The 19,083-nt window shown below is 44.6% G+C and carries 16 protein-coding genes; 3 read left to right on the top strand and 13 right to left on the bottom strand.

What is annotated here, in order from left to right; translation table 11 throughout:
- Window positions 1-187 precede the first annotated feature (187 nt).
- The 4 genes from ABRS97_RS17625 to ABRS97_RS17640 all read right to left on the bottom strand — a co-directional run bounded on the left by ABRS97_RS17625 (window position 188) and on the right by ABRS97_RS17640 (window position 8,463).
- Window positions 188-376, bottom strand: coding sequence for a hypothetical protein (locus ABRS97_RS17625; protein ID WP_367816056.1), 189 nt, complete (start codon window positions 374-376; stop codon window positions 188-190).
- Between the two features lie 330 nt (window positions 377-706).
- Window positions 707-4,636, bottom strand: a complete 3,930-nt coding sequence (locus ABRS97_RS17630; protein ID WP_367816058.1) for a hybrid sensor histidine kinase/response regulator — start codon at window positions 4,634-4,636, stop codon at window positions 707-709.
- 13 nt (window positions 4,637-4,649) lie between these two features.
- Entirely contained in the window at window positions 4,650-5,873 is a 1,224-nt protein-coding gene (locus tag ABRS97_RS17635) for an S-layer homology domain-containing protein (RefSeq protein ID WP_367816060.1), read from the bottom strand.
- A 265-nt stretch (window positions 5,874-6,138) separates the two neighbouring features.
- Window positions 6,139-8,463 (bottom strand): sensor histidine kinase, encoded by a 2,325-nt coding sequence (locus tag ABRS97_RS17640; protein WP_367816062.1) that lies wholly within the window; start codon window positions 8,461-8,463, stop codon window positions 6,139-6,141.
- Window positions 8,464-8,537: 74 nt separating this feature from the next.
- On the opposite strand from ABRS97_RS17640, the gene ABRS97_RS17645 reads away from it, so the two are divergent.
- Window positions 8,538-8,741 carry a hypothetical protein gene (locus ABRS97_RS17645; protein WP_367816064.1) on the top strand — a complete coding sequence of 68 codons (204 nt, stop codon included), beginning with the start codon at window positions 8,538-8,540 and terminating at the stop codon, window positions 8,739-8,741.
- Window positions 8,742-9,029: 288 nt separating this feature from the next.
- Here the strand turns inward: ABRS97_RS17645 and ABRS97_RS17650 are convergent, their stop codons facing one another.
- From ABRS97_RS17650 to ABRS97_RS17680, 7 genes are all read right to left on the bottom strand, one after another.
- Window positions 9,030-9,716, bottom strand: coding sequence for a PspA/IM30 family protein (locus tag ABRS97_RS17650; RefSeq protein WP_367816065.1), 687 nt, complete (start codon window positions 9,714-9,716; stop codon window positions 9,030-9,032).
- Window positions 9,717-9,719: 3 nt separating this feature from the next.
- On the bottom strand, window positions 9,720-10,184 hold the full coding sequence (locus ABRS97_RS17655) for a PspC domain-containing protein (protein ID WP_367816067.1): 465 nt from the start codon (window positions 10,182-10,184) through the stop codon (window positions 9,720-9,722).
- Window positions 10,185-10,187: 3 nt separating this feature from the next.
- Window positions 10,188-10,847 (bottom strand): PspA/IM30 family protein, encoded by a 660-nt coding sequence (locus ABRS97_RS17660; protein WP_367816068.1) that lies wholly within the window; start codon window positions 10,845-10,847, stop codon window positions 10,188-10,190.
- A 38-nt stretch (window positions 10,848-10,885) separates the two neighbouring features.
- Window positions 10,886-11,185: a LiaF transmembrane domain-containing protein gene (locus ABRS97_RS17665; protein WP_367816069.1), complete on the bottom strand. Its 300-nt coding sequence runs from the start codon at window positions 11,183-11,185 to the stop codon at window positions 10,886-10,888.
- Window positions 11,186-11,429: 244 nt separating this feature from the next.
- A complete protein-coding gene (locus ABRS97_RS17670; protein WP_367816070.1) occupies window positions 11,430-12,098 on the bottom strand; it encodes a hypothetical protein in 669 nt (222 codons plus the stop codon).
- Entirely contained in the window at window positions 12,095-12,991 is an 897-nt protein-coding gene (locus ABRS97_RS17675) for an ABC transporter ATP-binding protein (protein WP_367816071.1), read from the bottom strand. The genes ABRS97_RS17670 and ABRS97_RS17675 overlap by 4 nt, the downstream gene beginning before the upstream one ends.
- Window positions 12,991-13,350 carry a GntR family transcriptional regulator gene (locus tag ABRS97_RS17680; RefSeq protein WP_367816073.1) on the bottom strand — a complete coding sequence of 120 codons (360 nt, stop codon included), beginning with the start codon at window positions 13,348-13,350 and terminating at the stop codon, window positions 12,991-12,993. Before ABRS97_RS17680 ends, ABRS97_RS17675 begins: the two co-directional genes overlap by 1 nt.
- A 118-nt stretch (window positions 13,351-13,468) precedes the next feature.
- On the opposite strand from ABRS97_RS17680, the gene ABRS97_RS17685 reads away from it, so the two are divergent.
- On the top strand, window positions 13,469-14,905 hold the full coding sequence (locus ABRS97_RS17685) for an ABC transporter substrate-binding protein (protein ID WP_367816075.1): 1,437 nt from the start codon (window positions 13,469-13,471) through the stop codon (window positions 14,903-14,905).
- Window positions 14,906-14,971: 66 nt separating this feature from the next.
- Window positions 14,972-15,958: a metallophosphoesterase family protein gene (locus tag ABRS97_RS17690; protein ID WP_367816077.1), complete on the top strand. Its 987-nt coding sequence runs from the start codon at window positions 14,972-14,974 to the stop codon at window positions 15,956-15,958.
- A 99-nt stretch (window positions 15,959-16,057) separates the two neighbouring features.
- On the opposite strand, the gene ABRS97_RS17695 is transcribed toward ABRS97_RS17690, so the two are convergent.
- Window positions 16,058-16,765: a response regulator transcription factor gene (locus ABRS97_RS17695; RefSeq protein ID WP_367816078.1), complete on the bottom strand. Its 708-nt coding sequence runs from the start codon at window positions 16,763-16,765 to the stop codon at window positions 16,058-16,060.
- Window positions 16,766-16,852: 87 nt separating this feature from the next.
- Complete coding sequence (locus ABRS97_RS17700) at window positions 16,853-19,060, bottom strand: hypothetical protein (protein ID WP_367816079.1); 2,208 nt, start codon at window positions 19,058-19,060, stop codon at window positions 16,853-16,855.
- Window positions 19,061-19,083 lie beyond the last annotated feature (23 nt).

The raw sequence follows: 19,083 nt of genomic DNA on the forward strand, positions 1-19,083 counted from the left end.
GTTGAACGTACGAAATTGTTGTCTAAATAAACACGCGTTGAGCAAAAAGCGACAATGGTTTGCTTCGTATTAGCAAGGTGTGGCGCACTCAGGAGGCGCATTAAGAAAAGAGGCTGCCCCAAAAGTAGATAATTCTACTTGAGGGCAGCCTTGTTTCGTTAAAATCTATGAGCTTCCGGATTTAATTTCAAAAATCATACCCGTTTTTATAGTAATTAATTTTTGCCATATCAAAATCAATACTATTCTCTTTAACTCTTGTTTTATTGCTCTCTTTATATTCCAAGATCATTGAAATGAGAATTATTGCTGTTAGTGCAGTAATTGATAAAGCAATCCACCAAAAAAACTCGTTTAATGTAACATGAACAACCATTATGAATCCCCCCCCTCCAAGATTTTACTTAGTAAGATTGCCTTATTTTGAAAAAAATCAGAAGTAATTGTTTTGAGAAACCCCTGATTTGACCCCATTATATAATTCAAAATCTCTGAGTTATACCCCGAAAATTAATTAAGGGTTATTCAAAAAGCACACATAACCATTAAAAAAAATTAGGGGTTGCCGGAAGGGCCATATTTTTTCCTTTAATCGATCCGTGTACTTCGATTTTCAAACATTTACTCTACATGTAGTATTTAAAATGAACTCGAAGCTATCGAACGAAACCAAGTTGTATCACCCCACATAACCCAGGAGCCAAAATTAGATAATGCTTTTCTTCTTTGCAAGTTGCGCCCCTTTTTCAATGCCTCCTCCTTCAATTCCAAGTTTTTTTATTATTTTACTAATATGGCTCTCCAACGTTTTTTCCACTATTTTATGCTCTCTTCTCTCATTAAACCGTTCAAGCAGCTCACGCCGCGGATATTGATAAGCCAATGTTAAGATTTCTTTTTCTGTTTTTGTGAACTCATCTTTTTGTTTCTCTAATGTCATGAGACGCAATTTAAGATGACCATTTACTCTCGCTATTAACTCATATTTTGAAAAAGGCTTTGTCAGATAATCATTACCGCCGGAATCAAAACCAGTGGCTAAATCATCTGGCGAATTTTTGGCTGTTAAAAAGATAACAGGCAACTCCTCTTTGCTATACGTTTCACGAATTTTTTTGCACACTTCAAATCCTGATACTTTTGGCATCATAACATCCAGTAGAACCAAATCAATGACTGCGCTTTCAATGATATCCAATGCTTTTAGTCCATCTCGTGCGAAAACTAAATTCCAATCCTGTAAAGCGAAATAATTTATCATAACTTGCAAATTAACTGGATCATCGTCAACAACTAAAACGTTAATTTGGTTTATACTGGACTTATTTTCTCGGGATATTGCTATTTCATCCTGCATCAAATGTAACTTTATTTGCTTTTGTACGATTTCATCATGAATAGTCTCATAGTCGTCATTATTGAGTAGATCTGCTATAGGCAAAGTAAATGTAAATTTTGAGCCTTGACCCACTATTGACTCAACTTGGATTGAACCATGATGCAATTCTACAAGATGTTTCGTGATCGCTAAACCTAATCCTGTACCCCCATGTTCTCTTGACATCGAGCCATCTACTTGCTCGAAAGGTTCAAATATAGCGCAAAATTTTTCTTGAGGTATTCCTATACCTGTATCCGAGACCATAATCTCGGCAAACTGATCGCTGATTTGCGCGGTAACTTCGATTCTACCCGATTCGGTAAATTTAACTGCATTTCCAATGAGATTATACAAAATTTGTTGAATTCGACATTCGTCGCCATATACGAATACCCCCTCTATCATTTTATTTTCTAGTATGATATCTTTTGTCAATAGAAGAGGGCGAGAAACAATAATGACCTCATCCAGTATTCTTGAAAGATCTAACGATTTCAAATTCAATTGTATATTTCCGTGCTTCAAATGAGATAGATCTAGTATATTATTCACCAATGCATGTAGCCTCTTACCGTTAGAAATAACGAGATTCAAATTTTTTCTCACCACATCGTTAACTGGTCCGCCGATCCCTTCAAGTATAGAGTCTGTTATACCTATGATTCCGTTTAAAGGAGTCTTTAGTTCATGCGTTGTAGTTGCCAGTATATCATCTTTTAAACGATTCATCCGTACCAGTTCTTCGTTGATGATATGCTGTGCCTTTAAATCCTTCTTGTGTTTTTTCGATCGAAGCCAACTAAATGTCCAGAATATTAAAACTGCCATCATCACATAAAGCGTATATGCCCACCAAGTTTTCCAATATGGAGGATCTACAGTGACCTCCAGAGTTTGTTTATCCGACCATACTCCATCTATATTCGTGCCTTTAACTTCAAAGATATATCTTCCAGCATCAAGATTCGTATAACTAGCGAACCTTCTATCTCCAGAGTACACCCAGTTTTTATCAAAACCTTCAAGTCTATAAGCATACTGATTTTTTTGAGGCATCGTGTAGTCCAATGAGGCGAATTCCGCGGAAAACGCATTTTCAGCATATGATAAATGAAGAGGTTCCGTACAACATTTCATAACTTTGTTTTTTGTCCGAAGGCTTGTAATGTGTATAGGCGGAATAAAAGAGCTATCCTTTATTCTCGAAGCATAAAAAGCATTAAATCCATTTACACCGCCAAAAAACATTTCACCACTTTTGCTTTTATAATAAGCATTTCCGTTGAACTCATTGCTTTGCAGACCATTTCTGACATCGTAATTTTTAAATATCAATTTGTTAGGATCAAACTTAGATATTCCAAAATCCGTGCTTAACCATAAATTTCCCTCCTCATCTGCAAGTATTCCATAAATCGTATTATTAGAAAGTCCATCATCCTCGCTAAAAGTCGTAAGTGAATTTGTTTTAACGTCTAGTCGGTTTAATCCTCCCCCCAAAGTTGCAATCCATATCATTCCATGGGCAGCATCTTCATATATTGAACGAATACGATCATTGCTGATGCTGGTGGTTTGATTATTAGAATTCTGTCTATAACTACCTACAGAAACAGCCTGCGAATCTAGATCATATAGACCTGTATTGGTTCCAACCCATAATGATCCGTCGCGATCTTCCATTAAAGAGGTAATCCATATTGATCCACTTAGAGTTTTATTAGGAATTTGATTAAATGTTGTGCGTGCTGGATCTAATGAAAGTAAGCCATCATTTTTCGTACCGATCCATAGCGTCCCCTTCTTATCTTCGTAAAGAGCTCGAATATTGCTGAGATTATTCCCGTTATCCAAATCATAACGGTAGTGAATAAATTTTTCGGTTTTTCTATCAAAACGATCTAAACCCGTTTGCGTCCCCACATAAATATCACCGTGAGAATCCTCCATAATTGTCCACACATTACCAGTGCTTATGCTACTCCCTTCTTTTAGATCATGCTGATAATGCTTAACTTTCTGCCTAGAAGAATCGTAAATGTTTAATCCATCCGATGTCCCTACCCATAACTGGTTATCTTTATCAACATAAAAGCTCCACACATTATTATTATCCAGACTGTTTGCATCGATTGGTTTATTGTAGAAATGAGCAAACTTATCCTTTTCTTGACTAAATTTATTTATACCTGACGAATTAGTACCGATCCAAATGATTCCCGAACGATCTTGGAATATCGATCGAATGTTATCCTCGCTTAAACTATTGATGTTTGCAGGGTCATGTACATATCTAATAAACCCTTGTTCATCGGGAGTGAATAAATTCAATCCTTGATTAGTACCTATCCATAATCGATGTTCCTTATCTTCATAAATGTACTGTACATAGTTGTTGCTTAAACTATTTGGATTGTTGGGCTCATTTATATAATTTTTAAATTTTGCTGTCCCAGGATCGAATTGATCTAACCCATTTTTTGTTCCAAACCAAAACTTCCCATTGCTATCTTGATAAATATATTCTACGAAATTATCACTTAAGTTTTTAGAATGAAGGTCATTTTTATAAGTGATCACTTTTTCTGTTTCTTGATCGAACCTATTGACTCCACCATCCTCGGTCGCGACCCATAAGAATCCATCTCGATCCATAAATAAATCACTTATTCTATCAGAGCTTAGGCTATTTGAATCGTTTGGATTATGATGATAAGATTTAAACTCACCCGTCTTCGGATTAAGACGGTTTAATCCATTGTCGGTTCCAATCCAAATGAATCCATGGTTGTCTTCTACCACATCGGCAATCAGATTAGAGCTAATCCCGTCTGGTTTTCCAGACTGATACGTATATCTCAGAAAAGAGTCATTTTTTTCATCATATTTATTTAACCCACCATTCAGAGTTCCGATCCAAAGCACCCCTGATTTATCTAAAAATATTGTATTAACCCAGTTATCAGAAATGGAGGTAAGATCATTCTTATTGGATTTGTAAATCTTGAAGTTATATCCATCAAATCGATTCAGCCCGTTTTGGGTAGCAAACCATAAAAATCCGCTGTTGTCTTGTACAATGTTAAAAATGCTACTTTGCGATAAATCGGAACTCAGGGTATCAATATGCTCAAACTTCATACCATAAGGTTGCGAATCACTTTGAGCGTCAACAGATTGTTGATAGAGTAAGGCTATATATATGAAAAAAACAAATACTATTGGAATTTTGAATTTTTGGAACAACTTTCTCACCGTCTCTCCTAAATCACATATTGTTTACGTCCTTCTCCACGCCCTGTACAATGACCGGCTTCTTCGCAGGATCAAGCCACTTCATAACTTCCAATAAATCCGATTTTGACATAGCCGTACAACCAGCCGTACCTTTTCCTTCCGACCCCCAAACATGAAGAAATATTGCGCTCCCCTTGCCGGGAATTCGTTCGGTATTATAATTGATTTCGACGGCATAATCATACAGCGAATCTTTCCTTAGGAGAGACTCTGCCGATTTCCATCTTCCGTTTGCCAACCCTACTTGCCATGTGTTGTATAAAAAAGAATCCGGGTCGTCTATCCAATAATCGTTTGTATCCGTTTGCCTGTAATCCAGTTTTGTGCCTGGATTTTCATATTTCCCAAAAGCTTCACTTAATGTGAAAACTCCCTCCGGAGACTTTTTCGCCCCTTCGTGCATATCGGACGTAAATCCCTTTACGCCTATGACTCCCATTTTTGAGGGGAATTTCTCATTCCAAACCCCACTTTCTTTTTCGAAAGTTTCGATTTTCACGGAAACCTGATCGTAATCGTCGGCGGTCACCATAATTACCTGCTCTGCGTTGCCTATAGATTGTAATCTTTCAACTGGTAATAGAGGAATGTTCAGCGATTTGATATCGCTAGTAGTTTGCGGCCTATCCCCTAAAGTTCTAACTGTTAGCGTTTCTAGTAGATTTTTAATACATTGAAGAGCTTCCGCGCGCGTCAAATAATCGCTTCCCTTAAATCCTTCAATTGTGGACGATGTCTTTCCATTCACCAAACCTCTATCCAACAGATATTTAATCGCATATTTACTGGAATAATTCACACTTTGAGTAGCCGCAACGATCTCCGCCATTGCTCTCCTGGTGATCGCAGCGTTACGAACATTCGATAAGGGGTAATTCTTCTTGTTCAAAAACAAGTAATACTTATCTGACCATGTATCCGATTTGTCACGGTCTGGGATATCCCCAAAAGATCTCACTAACAAAGCAATAAACTGCTCTTCCGTAATCGTCTCATCTGGTCGAAATGTTGCATCATCAAATCCAACTGTTATTCCATTGGAAACGGCCCATTCAATTGTAGGGTAAGCCCAATGGCTTGAACTCAAATCTCGAAAAGAAATTTTCTGTTTAGCATAGGACGTTCCACTCGAAGAAACAAGTAAAGTAAGAAAAACAAAGAATTGGATAATTCGTACAAAGGTAAAAAAGTTCATCGTAACTCTGCCCCTTCCTAAATGAATCAAGACTCGCATAGTTTTATCCGCTCTTATGCGTTATTTCAACTCCTTCAATTTTACTCTCAATATTTCAATATAAATTGATGATGCTTGATTAATTTTGGAGTATGGTTACCTCATCCACATCCAAGAACGACGCAAATGTGGTTTCTTTAAATTTTTCCTTCCAAGGGGAGACAGCTTGCAATTGCTCATAAATCTTTAAGATTTATACGATACATATGTCGCTTGATGTCCTGAATCATGCAGACATCACCTCCTCTATTGGTATCCTAATGACGACTTTCGTTCCTCTTCCTGTCTGCGTGATGATTTCTAACTGTCCACCCATATGCACAACTCGGCTTCTGATTTGCTCCATCCCCATTCCCGATGAACCGATTCCCTTTTGCCTTACTTTCATGTTGTCAAAACCTACCCCGTCGTCTTCGTAACGCAAGCAAAAGCTTCCGTTTCCTTCTTCCGCGTGGAAGGTGACTTTGGAAGATTGCGAATGCTTCTTCGCGTTGTTAAGCAATTCTTGAACGATGCGGAAAATATGCTTTTTGGTCAACAAATCTTTGCTTTCGATGGCAAACGTTTGCTGTGCAAAGAATTCAAGCTGAAATGGAGCTGTGTATGCCTCTTTCTTCACATACAACTCCAGCGTTTGAATCAAACCGACTTCTTTGAGCAAATGTGGATTTAACGCAAAACAGCTCTCGCGTAAACCGGCATTGATCATTTCAACAAAATGAATTAAAGAATTCAACTGATCCTGACCTTCTTTATGCATGGCGTACTTTTCTCCTAGCGCAACTAGCCTTCTTTTGAGAAAGAAATGATCCTGCATCGTCGTATCGTGGAGATCGGTAGCGATCCGAATCCGTTCCTCCTCCTGTAATTCAAACATCACCTTACGAAACCATTGAATATCTTGCGCCATGGTTTCATCAGGCAGTTGCGAAGCCATCTGCTGTAGCTTGACGGTCAGCTTGCGGATCAAATAAACATTTTCCAGACTGACTTCCAAATAGGATGTAATGAGGCGCAGCCATTGCGTCTCTTCCTTACTGAGCATCGTATTCGTTTTCTTGCGTGTCATGATCATATAGCTTGTGTATTCTTCATGGCTGTTCATCGCAATGCACGTATAAAGCGGATGAGTGGACAAGAAGGACGTGCCGACAAGCTGCCGAATTTCCGTGACATCTACATCACCTTCGTAAATAATCTCGGTATCATTCTTATATTGGAACACAATAGCAGCCCCTATTACCTGAAGCGTCTCGACAATATCAGTGAGAACAATATCTTTCAACTCACGGAAGCTGGAGATCGTTCCGAGGTTTTTGGCAATTTTCTTCAATGCCAGTTGCAGGACGAATTTCTTCGGAAACAGAAACGGCTCCAATCGTGTTGACCAATATTCGGCTGCATACAGCACCGAGGAAACCAGAATAAGCACGCCAATGAAAATGAACAAAATCATCTTCTCATCCACTGCAGTATGGAATAAGAAAGCGAATAACCCTGTAAACAAGCTGACTGGAACGACTGCCAGTAGACCAGCAAACAAAATTCGTCGGATTACAAGGCCAAAATCATACAATTTGTCGGAAGCGATCAAATAGGCAAACGAGATCGGAAAAAATATAATGATCCAGCTAGTGTATAAAGGATCTAATACTTGAAATCCTGTTATTACTTTTGGAAGAAATGAGAAGCAAATAACTGGTAGAAATGAGATTAGCCACGACAGCCATACACTCTTGATGATACTTGTGATGTAAGACTGTTGTTTCCGTACTTTGACATACAAGATCGTTAAGATACACATATTGAATAAAAATCCGACCATGAAAAAGCTCAAGGTCACAGAGTCATGATAGCAGTATATCGCATAGGCAAGAGGCGGGTACAAATACAGACATCTGATTCCAAAGCTTAAAGCAACTAACGCGTACAAGTATTTCAAAATCTTCGAGGGCAATGTAATGTTACCTTTTTCCTTGAAAAAGACGACCAGAAAATGGTAAAACACGATCGGTAACACCATCATCAAGCTGGCGATGGTGAGCTTCCCGACAGCATCTCCTCTATCGGAAGCGCCCATACTCATATAAATGATCGCTGAGGTCAGAAAAACAGCTGAAAGTAGCCTGGCTGATGGAGAGAAACGCATTTTTACAAAAAGCAAAACCGCCATCAACAGACATACTGATTCCTCTACGATTGGAACAAAATCATTGGAACAATCGTTATTGACGTTCACTTGGAAACCGTCCTCACGCCCTTCTCTGAAAATCAAAAGCGTGCTGGCTTGCTCAATTGTTCGCCATTTAGATACGAATGGAGATTCAGCGGGAAGTTTCTCGTCCACTTGTTTGACGATATCCCCGACTTGGAGGTCATGCTTTGAACCGCAGCCGTTGGGATCTAGTTCCTTGATCACCCATTGCTGCTGTGGGGTTAGCTCAAGATAAATCCCATTATAAGGGAAATAAAATGTAAGGAACGAGCACCAAATTTGCAAGGCAACGAACATCAAAGCGCACAGCCCAATTACATACTTATTTTTCATCATATCTATCCTCCGAACTTCATTCATTTGATATAATAGGTAGTGCAGTATAATTTTGTCGGGAAGGAGGTGACTCCATGCCTACCATCCAGCTTGACCCGAACTTGCATCGGACCGTACATATGTTGAAAAACGTCGAAGTACATAAGTGTGAAAACACTGCCATCGCTGTCGCTGAACCTTCTTTGTCGAAAGAAGAGTCTTCCGCCCTAATCAGCACCTTCAACCGCCCTGCTAAAAACAGAGGAAAAGACCTGCTAGAACCCCGTGCACACTGGTAATGTCCTATCTTATTTTACCAAATAATAAAAAGATTGTATAAGTAGCATTCTGCTAATCATGCAATCTTTTTTCGTTTCCACGCATTTTTTGACACAGTTTGCACAAGCGAAGAAAGGTGAAGCTCGAAGAAAACGAATTTTGTACTGACTTCGGGCGAAGAAAATGGAAATCGTGGTTAGTGGACAAGGGAATCGTGTTGGTGAGACATAGTTTTAGTAAAGGGTTATAACATTCTTATCCGCACAAAAAAAGCCCCTCGCACGGAGGGGCTTCTCATCGACAGCATGTTACTCGGCAGCGCTGCCGTTCAATTTCTCTTTAAGCAGGTTAAGCTGCTCAGCTACTTTGGCTTCCTTCACAGCATCCACAGGCGTGTAGCTGCTGATGCCGCTTGCCGGCACGTAAGGCTTGCGAGCGATTTCCGCTTCGACTTCCATCTGCATGATTTTCTCTTCCATGCGTTGGAAGCCGCGGGATGCACTGCCGCTCTCAATAACGCCGTTATAGGAAACTTGCGCCATTTGCTTCTTCGCTTTCGCCAACTGCGCACGGGATACAAGCTCATTGCGCTTGTTGCGCAATTTGTAGAACTCATCCTTCATTTCGTGCAATTGCTGTGTCAATTCATCGGCATGCGCCTTGGAAGATGCATGCAAATCGCTGTACTCGACTATTTTATCTTCGTGATAAAGCTTCTCTTCAAGCGCTTGGCGGGCAATCGCTTCTTGACCGTTCTTCAATGCTGCCGTTGCTTTCGCTTCACGGTCAGCTACAAGACGAACGGACTCTTCCAGGCGCTGCTTCAATTTGCGTTCATTCGCAATTTGTCTAGCTACGGTTACTTCAGCTTGTGCAATTTCTTGCTCCATATCGCGCAAATATTGGTTCAGCATCACAATCGGATCTTCAATTTTATCCAATACCTCGTGAATCGATGCTTTCGTCATATCTTTCATTCTTGTAAATACTCCCATGGTTTACACGTCCCCTTTGTTATTATCATTAGTTTGTTCAAAACGAGCGACTTTGGCTCTCAATTCTTCGACTTCTCTTTGCAGTGCTTTCTTTTCAATATCTTTCATCATTTCATCAATGTTGTTCGTTGGCTTACCGGCATCATAGGCTTGATTGAAGCCTGCGTTCGTTGGAGATGAGCCTTGGTAAGGCTTGTGCTGCGGAGGCTGCCAGCCACCGCCGTTATACGCTTGTCGGCCATAAGAGCCCGCATAGGGATCAAAAGGCGGCTGGTCAAAGCCCGGTTCTTTCGGAATAACTACCGCTGCTATGAAGTAAATGAAGATGACGGTGCCTCCGGTAAAAAAAGTTGTGATGACAACTAGCAACCGCAACAAGGTTGCATCTACATTCATAGCCTCAGCCAGTCCACCGCATAGGCCAGTCACTTTCTTATCTCTTCTTGAGCGGTATAATTTGCCCATCATGATCTAACCCTCCTGTTTCAGTTTGTTGCGCAAGGCTTCCAACTCAGCGTCTACAGCAGGGTTGCCCGCCGCATAGTAGCTTTCCCGGCTCATGCGTCTTACATCTCGGAGCGTCCTTGCGTTAAGCTCCATATCGGATACGCGCTCTTCCAAACGTCCGAACATCCGCGGTGTCGCGTCCTGCCCTACACTGCTCATCCGTGCATGCAGCCTTTGCTGCAAACGCGCGGATTCCATTCGCGCCAGGTAGTAGCTGCGTTTATCTGCCACTTCTTTGTAATCGGACTTCATCTGCTGCAGCTCCTCATCCAGATCAAGGATGGATTGCTTCGCTTGTTCATACAAATCTCGGTATTGCTCGCTCTTCTCCTCGGCTTGCAGCTTCTCTTGAAGCACGATGCGCGCCATATGTTCTTCGCCAGCTTTCAAAGCCAGCAGCGCTTGATGCTCGCGCTTCTCTTTCGTTTCCAGCGCCGTCAGGTACTGCTGGCGGAGCGCCGCCGCGTGGCTGACGCATTGCTGGTACAGCTTCTCGGATTGTTGGAGCTGCTCGCGTTGTGCAGCTAAGTATTGATCGATCAAGCGCACCGGGTCTTCCGAACGCTCCAAATGCTCATTTAGTGTTGCTACGGTTATATCTCTCATACGCCTGATTAGGCTCATCTCTCATACCACCTTTTTCACTCTCTGGAATCCGTTACTTAGACATGCGACCTTTTCGCTAGCATCGAGAAACCGTATCCGATCAACCCGATAGCGAGAAGAATAATGACCCAACCAGCTAATTTGCCTAGCAGGATGATAATTCCCAGTCCTGCAATCACCCATCCGATTTTGCTGCCATTTCGAATGCCGACATAGCCAAGGCCTACCATCGCAAGAGGAATTACGTAGCCCATGATGGAGCCAATGAACGGTCCCATATGGATGCCTAGCTTATTCAGCAGGATCAGCGCACCGAATGCGATTAACAGAACGGCTAAACCTGTATTTCTTTTCATCGTTTTCGTCACCGCCTTTCGTGTGTTGTGCTCTTGTTCATGTCTTTATTTTAGGTAAAAATGCAGCTTCCCAAAACGGACCCGCGACGGTTTTTATTCCTAGACCTAAGTCGGGGCGCAGCTCAGACCTAGGGAGAAGACAAGCTCTTATATGGAAAAAAAGCATGGAATACCCCGTAGTTACAGCAAAAAGCCGCCATGGACGTGGTCCATGACGGCTCTATTTCAATATTACACTGCTGCTTTACGAAGCAGCACATAGGTGATCAGCAGGTAGAGCTGTCGCCGGAATCATCCACCAAAACAGCTCCATATAATGATGAATCAACCATTCGAACAAAGGCCCCCATTGTTGATAGTAAGTCATCAAGTATGTGCCTAAGCTGCCTATTAGAAAAATGGCGGCAAAAAAAGCAAACAAGCCATTTCGACCAAATCTTCCGTGCAAGCTCGATATCGCCAACCCTAGAAAGTATTGATTCAGTAATATAATTAAATATATGGCCCCTACCTGGATTAGCGAAGCATCCTTCAGAAACTCCAACTGGAAATAGTTCAGGTGAACACCCCAGCCATTCGTTGCGCCCTCAACGAATGACAGCAAGACGAGTATAAGTGCCGAAATAAAGTTAGCCAACGCTGCAGCAGACACCGTCCCAAGAAAGTAGTCCGTTCTGCGAACGCTTAAGCCTGTTGCAAGAGGAAAGGTTTCTTTTAAAGTGATAATGCCAACGATGAGCACATAGATGAAGATGGAAGCAAGACCACCCGTATGGAAGGAATCTACTTCGTTCATCATAACAGCAAAAAATAGATTGATGACAAAGCTAGCCGCGAGAACGAGCCAAGGGGTGATGAACCACATGGACTTGTCTTTCAAATGCATTTTCACCACACTTCGAATCCGATTCATAGGGGTTCAGCCGCCTTTCTTTCTGAGGTTCTGCCTGTTAACTGAACGATTAACTGCTGCAAAGATACGGGGGCTAGCTCCAAACCAAGCTCTTCAGCCTCTCTTCGATCCTCCGCGCTCAGGGTTCCCAATAAGGTAACGGAAGTCATAGCGCCAAACGGTGTGCGATCCAGTATCTCTCTCCCTTTCACGAACAACTCTACTGCATTCGTTAGTCCAGCAACTGTGATAGCACGACCGCGAAGGTCATCGGCATCCTCATCGATAATGAGCTTGCCGTTATCAATGAGCAAGACATGCTCCAAAAGACGACTAACCTCATCGATCATATGTGTGGATAAAATAACCGTCCGCGGGTGCTCCGCGTAATCTTCCAGCAATCGATCGTAGAAGATGCTTCTGGCTACAGCATCCAATCCCAAATAGGGCTCATCGAAAATCGTAAGCGGGGCCCGGCTTGCAAGCCCGACAACAATACCAACGGAAGACAGCATGCCTCTGGAAAGCTTTCTCATTTTTCTTTTCAAAGGGAGCCGGAATTCATCAATTAACGAATCGGCGTACTCACGATCCCAATTTGAGAATACCGATTCGGCGACATCCAGCACATCAATTACACGAAAGCTGTTCGGGTACTTCTGGCTCTCCTTAATAAAGCACATTTGGCTCAACACCCGATTGTTCTCATAGGGAGCTAAGCCAAACACCTTGACTTCGCCGCTCGTAGCAAATTGCTGTGCCGTAAGCATATGCATAATCGTCGTTTTGCCAGCGCCATTTCGGCCCAGCAGTCCATAGATTTTATTCGCTTCAATCGTAAAGCTGACTTGATCCACCGCGGTGACTTCACCATATGATTTGGTCAGATTCCTAACGTCCACTATGCTCGCCATCACGCTTTATCCCCTCTCCGAATCATTTCTGACAATTGCTCGGAAGTAATGCCTAATTTCTCGGCTTCCTTGACCATAGCTACCACATACTGCTCGTAAAATTGCTCTTTCCGCTTCTCCACCAGCTTGATTCGTGCCCCAGTTGCTATAAACATGCCGATCCCCCGCCTTTTATACAGAATGCCTTGATCCACCAAAAGATTTACGCCCTTAGCAGCAGTCGCTGGATTAATCTGATAAAAAGAGGCAAACTGGTTCGTTGAAGGTACCTGCGATTCCTCCAGCAATCTTTCTGCAATAATGTCATCTTCGATACGTTCCGCAATTTGCACAAAAATCGGGCGGCTATCGTCCATCATTAATCAGCCAAAGTGAATCTACTAATTTTGGTAGAATTTGTAGTTTTATTTCGAAATGTGTATCATAGTGGATGATAGTTTACTATATTTGGAAATTTAATTATTTGGAGGGAAACAAATGAAACGTTGGGTGTGCACACTCGCTGCTATTGCAGTCACCGCATCGCTAACCGGTTGTAATTTTATGGGGAAGGTCGGCAGTTCAGGAGAAGGAGGAGCGCTAAAGAAGCTGGGCAAAGATGAGAAAGCAACAGTCAAGGTCCTTTATTATGATAAAAATTCATTTTATCAACAGTACGGAAATCTGTTCATGGCCAAAAATCCGAATATTGATGTGGAAGTTATCTCCAGCCAAAATATCTATGGACCAAACGGCAATGGTGATCCGCAGGAAGCGATGGAAAAGCTCATCGATGATGAAAAGCCCGATATTATCCTCATAAACGGCACCGATCAGCTTGAAAAATATGTGCAAAAAGGGCGCCTTTATGCGTTGGATGATGTCATTAAGCAGGATAAATTCGATATCGAAAACATCCTTCCGGCATCGCTAGAGGCGATAAAGGTCAAAGGCGAAGGCAAGCTTTACGGCCTTTCTCCGGACTTCTACAGTCAAGCCCTGTACTATAACAAAGACCTGTTCCAGCAATACGGCGTGGAACTCCCGAAAAATAAAATGAGCTGGGAGGACGTCCTTCAACTCGCCAAGCGTTTCCCAACCGATGGTCAGGGAGATCAGCGCATTTACGGCTTTTCCGCGTATTCCTACATGCAGGAAGGCGTCGGCTATCAGTATATGAACACCATAGGCACCACTTTAGGGCTCTCCTATTTCGATGGAGATCAGATGAAGCTGACCTACCATACTGACGCCTGGAAAAAAGTGCTGGAGCTTACCGTGGATGCTTTAAAATCCGGAGCTTTGTACATTCCGAAAAGCCAGAATGCCGACAACAATGCACCGCACATGTATGAAGACTATCTCAAACAGAATTTGTTCGTGATGGGGAAAGTCGCGATGACAATCGATGGCAACTATATGATGCAGAATATCCAGGAAGCCAAAGATCGTCTGAAAGATGTGAAGGCCGTCAATTGGGATATCGTCACCGTTCCCGTCGACCCGCAAAATCCGGATTTTTCGAACAACGTATCGGTGTCCAACTTATTCGGCATCAACGCACAGTCCTCCAATACGCGAGCAGCCTGGGAATTAATTAAATATATCAACAGCGATGAATTCGCCAGAGTCATGTCCAAATCGTCGCAAAACCTGCAGACCCGCACCACCTATTCCAAAGAAAAAGACGGGCATAATTTGGAGCCATTCTACATGCTGAAACCAAATCCCAACTCGATTTATAAAGGTTATGAGAAGATGCCCATGAGCTTCTATCAACAGTTCAACAACTTAGCCAATCAAGAAGTTCAAGCTGTCCTCGATAACAAGAAGTCTGCGGATGAGGCGCTAAAGACGATGGAGGAGAAGGGCCAAGAAGCCTTGCTGCAAGCGAAACAAATGGAGGACGCCCAGAAAGCGGCCCAGCAGAAGTAAACGCCTGTATAAAAGTGCCATGCTTACGCACAAACTATTTCATCATCTAGAAAGCAGGTGCTTCCCATGAAACCGTTATGGCTGCGTATCTCCGCCTTTGTTTGCTTCCTGATTCTACTGCCTATGCATGCGGGAGCGAAGGATTCGCTTGCCCCTGAAGAGACGCAGGCTGCCCCGCTGTTCTCCTTCTCCGTTCTGAGTGATGTGCATATCACGACTTGGGACGGAGAAGCTCAGCGATTGCTGCGCAATGCGCTGGACGATCACCACGCGATGCGCCCGGACAGCAAGCTGCTCGTGCTCAACGGCGACCTCACGGGTGGCGATGAGGCCGACTATCGCGCCTTGTTGGGGCTGCTGGGCAAGCTGCCCCATGCGCCTGTCCATGCGACCATGGGCAACCATGATTACTATCGCATGTGGCGTACGCCCGAGGGAGGCATGGACACGAGGAAGCTCAATCCGAACTGGTCGAGCCGCCAGGCCGTCGAGCTGTTCGACCGCATGTTTCATTACGATAAGCCGTATCACGAGCTTATCGTAGAGGGCTACCGCTTCCTGTTCCTCAGCGGGGAAGCGTATCGTGATGTGGACGCATCGATCAACGAGAATGCGTTCTTGTCTGCGGAGCAGCTAGCCTGGGTGAAGGAAAGGCTGGATGCCTCTGCCGCCACGGACGCCGGCAAGCCGGTCTTCGTATTCCTGCACCAGCCGCTGCCGCAGACGCTGGATGGCACGGACCGTGAGCTGGGCGTCGTCCAGCACAAGGAGCTGCGGGCGCTGCTCGATGCGCATCCGAATGTCATTTTTTTCAGCGGGCACACGCATTGGAATCTGGAAACTACAAGGCAAGTGAAACAGCTGAAGTTTCTTGCCGCTTCAAGCGCCTCCATCCGGCAGGTGTGGAACGCTCAAAACGAGCCCGAAGTGCGCTCGATTAGCCAAAGCCTCATCGTGGACGTCTACAAGGACAAGGTTATCATTAATCGTCGCGAACACAGCCAGAAGCGTTGGATTGAACCTTCTATCGCAAAGGGCTACGATGTGAAATGACGCCGTTGCCAATGTTGAAAGGCCGCCAGACAAGGGAAGCATAATCCCCTCGTCTGGCGGCCTTCTTTTGCATATAACATAATCCTCGTCTATCGCCTGTCATCTATGTTCAATCTCCGCATGGCTTCCTGCCGCCTGCACTTCCAAACGATATCCCAACCCGCGAACTGTTGTGAATCGGATCCCCTCCGAATAAGGGCCGAGCCTGCCTCGCAGTCTTTTAATATGAACATCGACGGTCCGCTCGTCTCCTGCATAATTCACTCCCCATACCTGTTCGATGAGTTGGCTCCTCGTCAAAATTTGATTCGGATAGCTGGCGAGTGTAAACAGCAGTTGGAATTCTTTGAGCGGCAAGATGAGACTATGCCCTTGAATGCGCACTTCATGCTTGGCCCGGTCAATCACCAGATCGCCGAGTTTTATTTTAGTTAAAATAGCTACCCGATATCGCTTAAGCACAGCCCTTACTCGCACAACGAGCTCTTCTGGATGAAAAGGCTTGGCCAAATAATCGTCAGCGCCCAGCTGGAATCCCCGAATCGTGTCCTTATGGTCGCCCGGGGCTCCGATCAGAAGAAGAGGCAACCCCGTATCCGCGCTGAAGTCCCGCGCTAGCTGCCAGCCGTCCAAATGGGAAACCGTGACATCAAGGATGATGGCATCAACCGAGGAGCGATCCAGCTGCATCATCACGTTGGCGCTGCCCTCAGCGGTGTGGACAACCTCAAATCCTTCCCGTTGGAGCGTGTATCGGAGCAAGTGCCGTACGGGACCGTCGTCGTCTATGATGAGTACGCGAGCCATTTCTACGGAACACCTCCTTTGGGAGCCTGCAACCAAAAAGCGTCCATACGCATCATGCATACAGGCGCTTCTTGGGTTTATTTATACTTAATGGAATTGTTTGAGCAGTCGCTTGGCCGTTCCGTTCGGTGTCTCAATGACTTCGTACATATTGACGACAACGCCGGAATCTACCTGCTCATTCTTCAAGCCGGTTACGACAATCTTTTGCTTGCCGCTAGTCAGCTTCCCGGTTCCTGTCAATGCCGCCGTCTGCGTGCCGACGATGCGGCCGAGCGAATCGACCATATCGAATTCGACCTTGGAGAAGTTCGAGTCAATAATCACTTGATCTTCATGCGTAATATCCAAATCCAGATTCAACTGATAGGAGTAGTTGCCGCCGCTGTAAAGCCAGCTGATCGAAGAGTCGTTGACCTTCATCGAGAACGGATACAGCGCCAGGATATCGCCGTCTTCCTCTTTCTGAACCGCGACTTGATACGTGCCGATGGATACCTTACCTTCGGATACGGATTTATCGTCATAGACGCTGAGCGCGAATGTCTCGTCTTCTTTCTTATTCGGAAGCAGGTAGGAATAACTGACTACATACGAGCTTCCCGGTGTGATCTGCGTTGCGACAGAGCTTTGTCTGGAACCCGTGTACGAGTTGCCGCTGCTGTCGATCAGCTCGTTCTGAAGATCAGGTAGCGCCAGCGTGCTCGTTCCGTTATTCGTTATTTTGTATTTGGCTACGGCTGTTTTGTAGCCTAAGTCGTCATTCTCCAGAGCATGCAGCTCTACGAGCGACACGGCCAGATTTTTATTGACCACGGAGCTGTTGTTGAATGAAAGCTTACTGCCCAGCGTGTAGCTTACAGCTGTTGTGAAGCCGCTCTTCGCTTCGCTAGCGCCTTTCAAGAGGAACACAGCCACAGGCATTTGGCTTGTTGTCGCCGTACTGCCACTGGAGCTGCTAGTGCTGCTACTGGACGCAGCATTTGCTGTTGTACTTGCCGTGGAAGCTTCGCCAGCTGTCGATGCTGCGGCAGTTCCACTTGCGCTGTTTGAAGATGAGCTTCCCGAGCTGGACGCCGTCGTTTTCTCCCACAGCACAAGCTGGCTTGCTTCCGGATCAATACCGCTCGGCAGAATGGCATTGAAATAGTAACTCACGGTTTCCTTCGGAGCCAGAAAGTCATTGCGCTCGGAATTATCCGTAGCCGTCACAGCTGTTCCCGAATCGCTAAACTGATAAGACGCGTAAAACGAAGGGATAGATGTCGTGGTTTCACCGTCATTGCTGAGTGTAACAACCGTCTGCACGTGCACACCGTCGGCTTGCTTGTTGTACACGGAGCTGTCTGCCTTTACTGTGATCTGCTCCCCATCTTGTTGACCGATATACGCTTGCTTCGCGCCTAAAGCCGTCGTTTGCAGCGAAGCATTCAAATTCATCGTCCCCAGCGAAACATCCTCGCTCTGATTCAGGTAAAAGAATTCCAGCGATAAACCGCTTGTGGACATCTGTTTGGACACTGGTGTTTTCAGTGTAATCGTATCCGATTGGTTCGGCAGGAATGTCGTGCCTGACCCGCTGGCAATAGAAGACGTATATTTCAGGCCATTCGCGTCTACGAGCCTGACTTGCAGAGCGGAAGGCAGCTTGACGCTGCTGGAGCCGAGATTTTTGGCGGAAACTTGGGTGTACATGTACCATTTCCCATTCTCCGATACGCGAACGCTTTGCCCCAATTGGAAGGCGATAGAAGCATCGGTGTCAAGTGTGCTGTCGAGCGTACGCAGATTAATAATCTCTTCCGGTACGGTAACCTGCCCCTCCTGGATGGCAGATGCAACCGGGAGATTGCCTAGATGCTTCATGAAATCAGCTTGGTTCGAATCCCAGCGAAATACATCGACTTTCAATTGATCCGCTGTTTCACCTGCTGCGAGGCTGGAATAGAAGCGGAAGCTTTGCTCCTGTCCGGGAAGAACGCTGGCGCTCTTCTTCTCGCTCAGTTTCGCCGTGTAGCTGTGCCCTGCCGCATCCGTTACGCGAACGCCATATTGGTTGAAGTCAACCGCACTGCTCTCTCCATTATGTAGAAGCACAGAGAACTGCAGGGAAGAGGACGAAACGCTTGCTTGGCTCAAAGTAAAATAGGATGAGTCTGAGATGTAGACCGCTTCCGCAGCGGCGTGTGCTGCCGGAGCGCTGGGCGCCGCCCAGGTTGCTGCCGTTAAACCGCCAGTGACCAGAAGCGCCAGTGTTGTATGTTTGAGTGAAATCGATGTTAGTTTGCGGATCATCGTAGTTACCTCCTTAGAGCAAT

The organism is Paenibacillus tabacirhizosphaerae, assembly GCF_040812395.1.
Taxonomy (GTDB): Bacteria; Bacillota; Bacilli; order Paenibacillales; family NBRC-103111; genus Paenibacillus_E.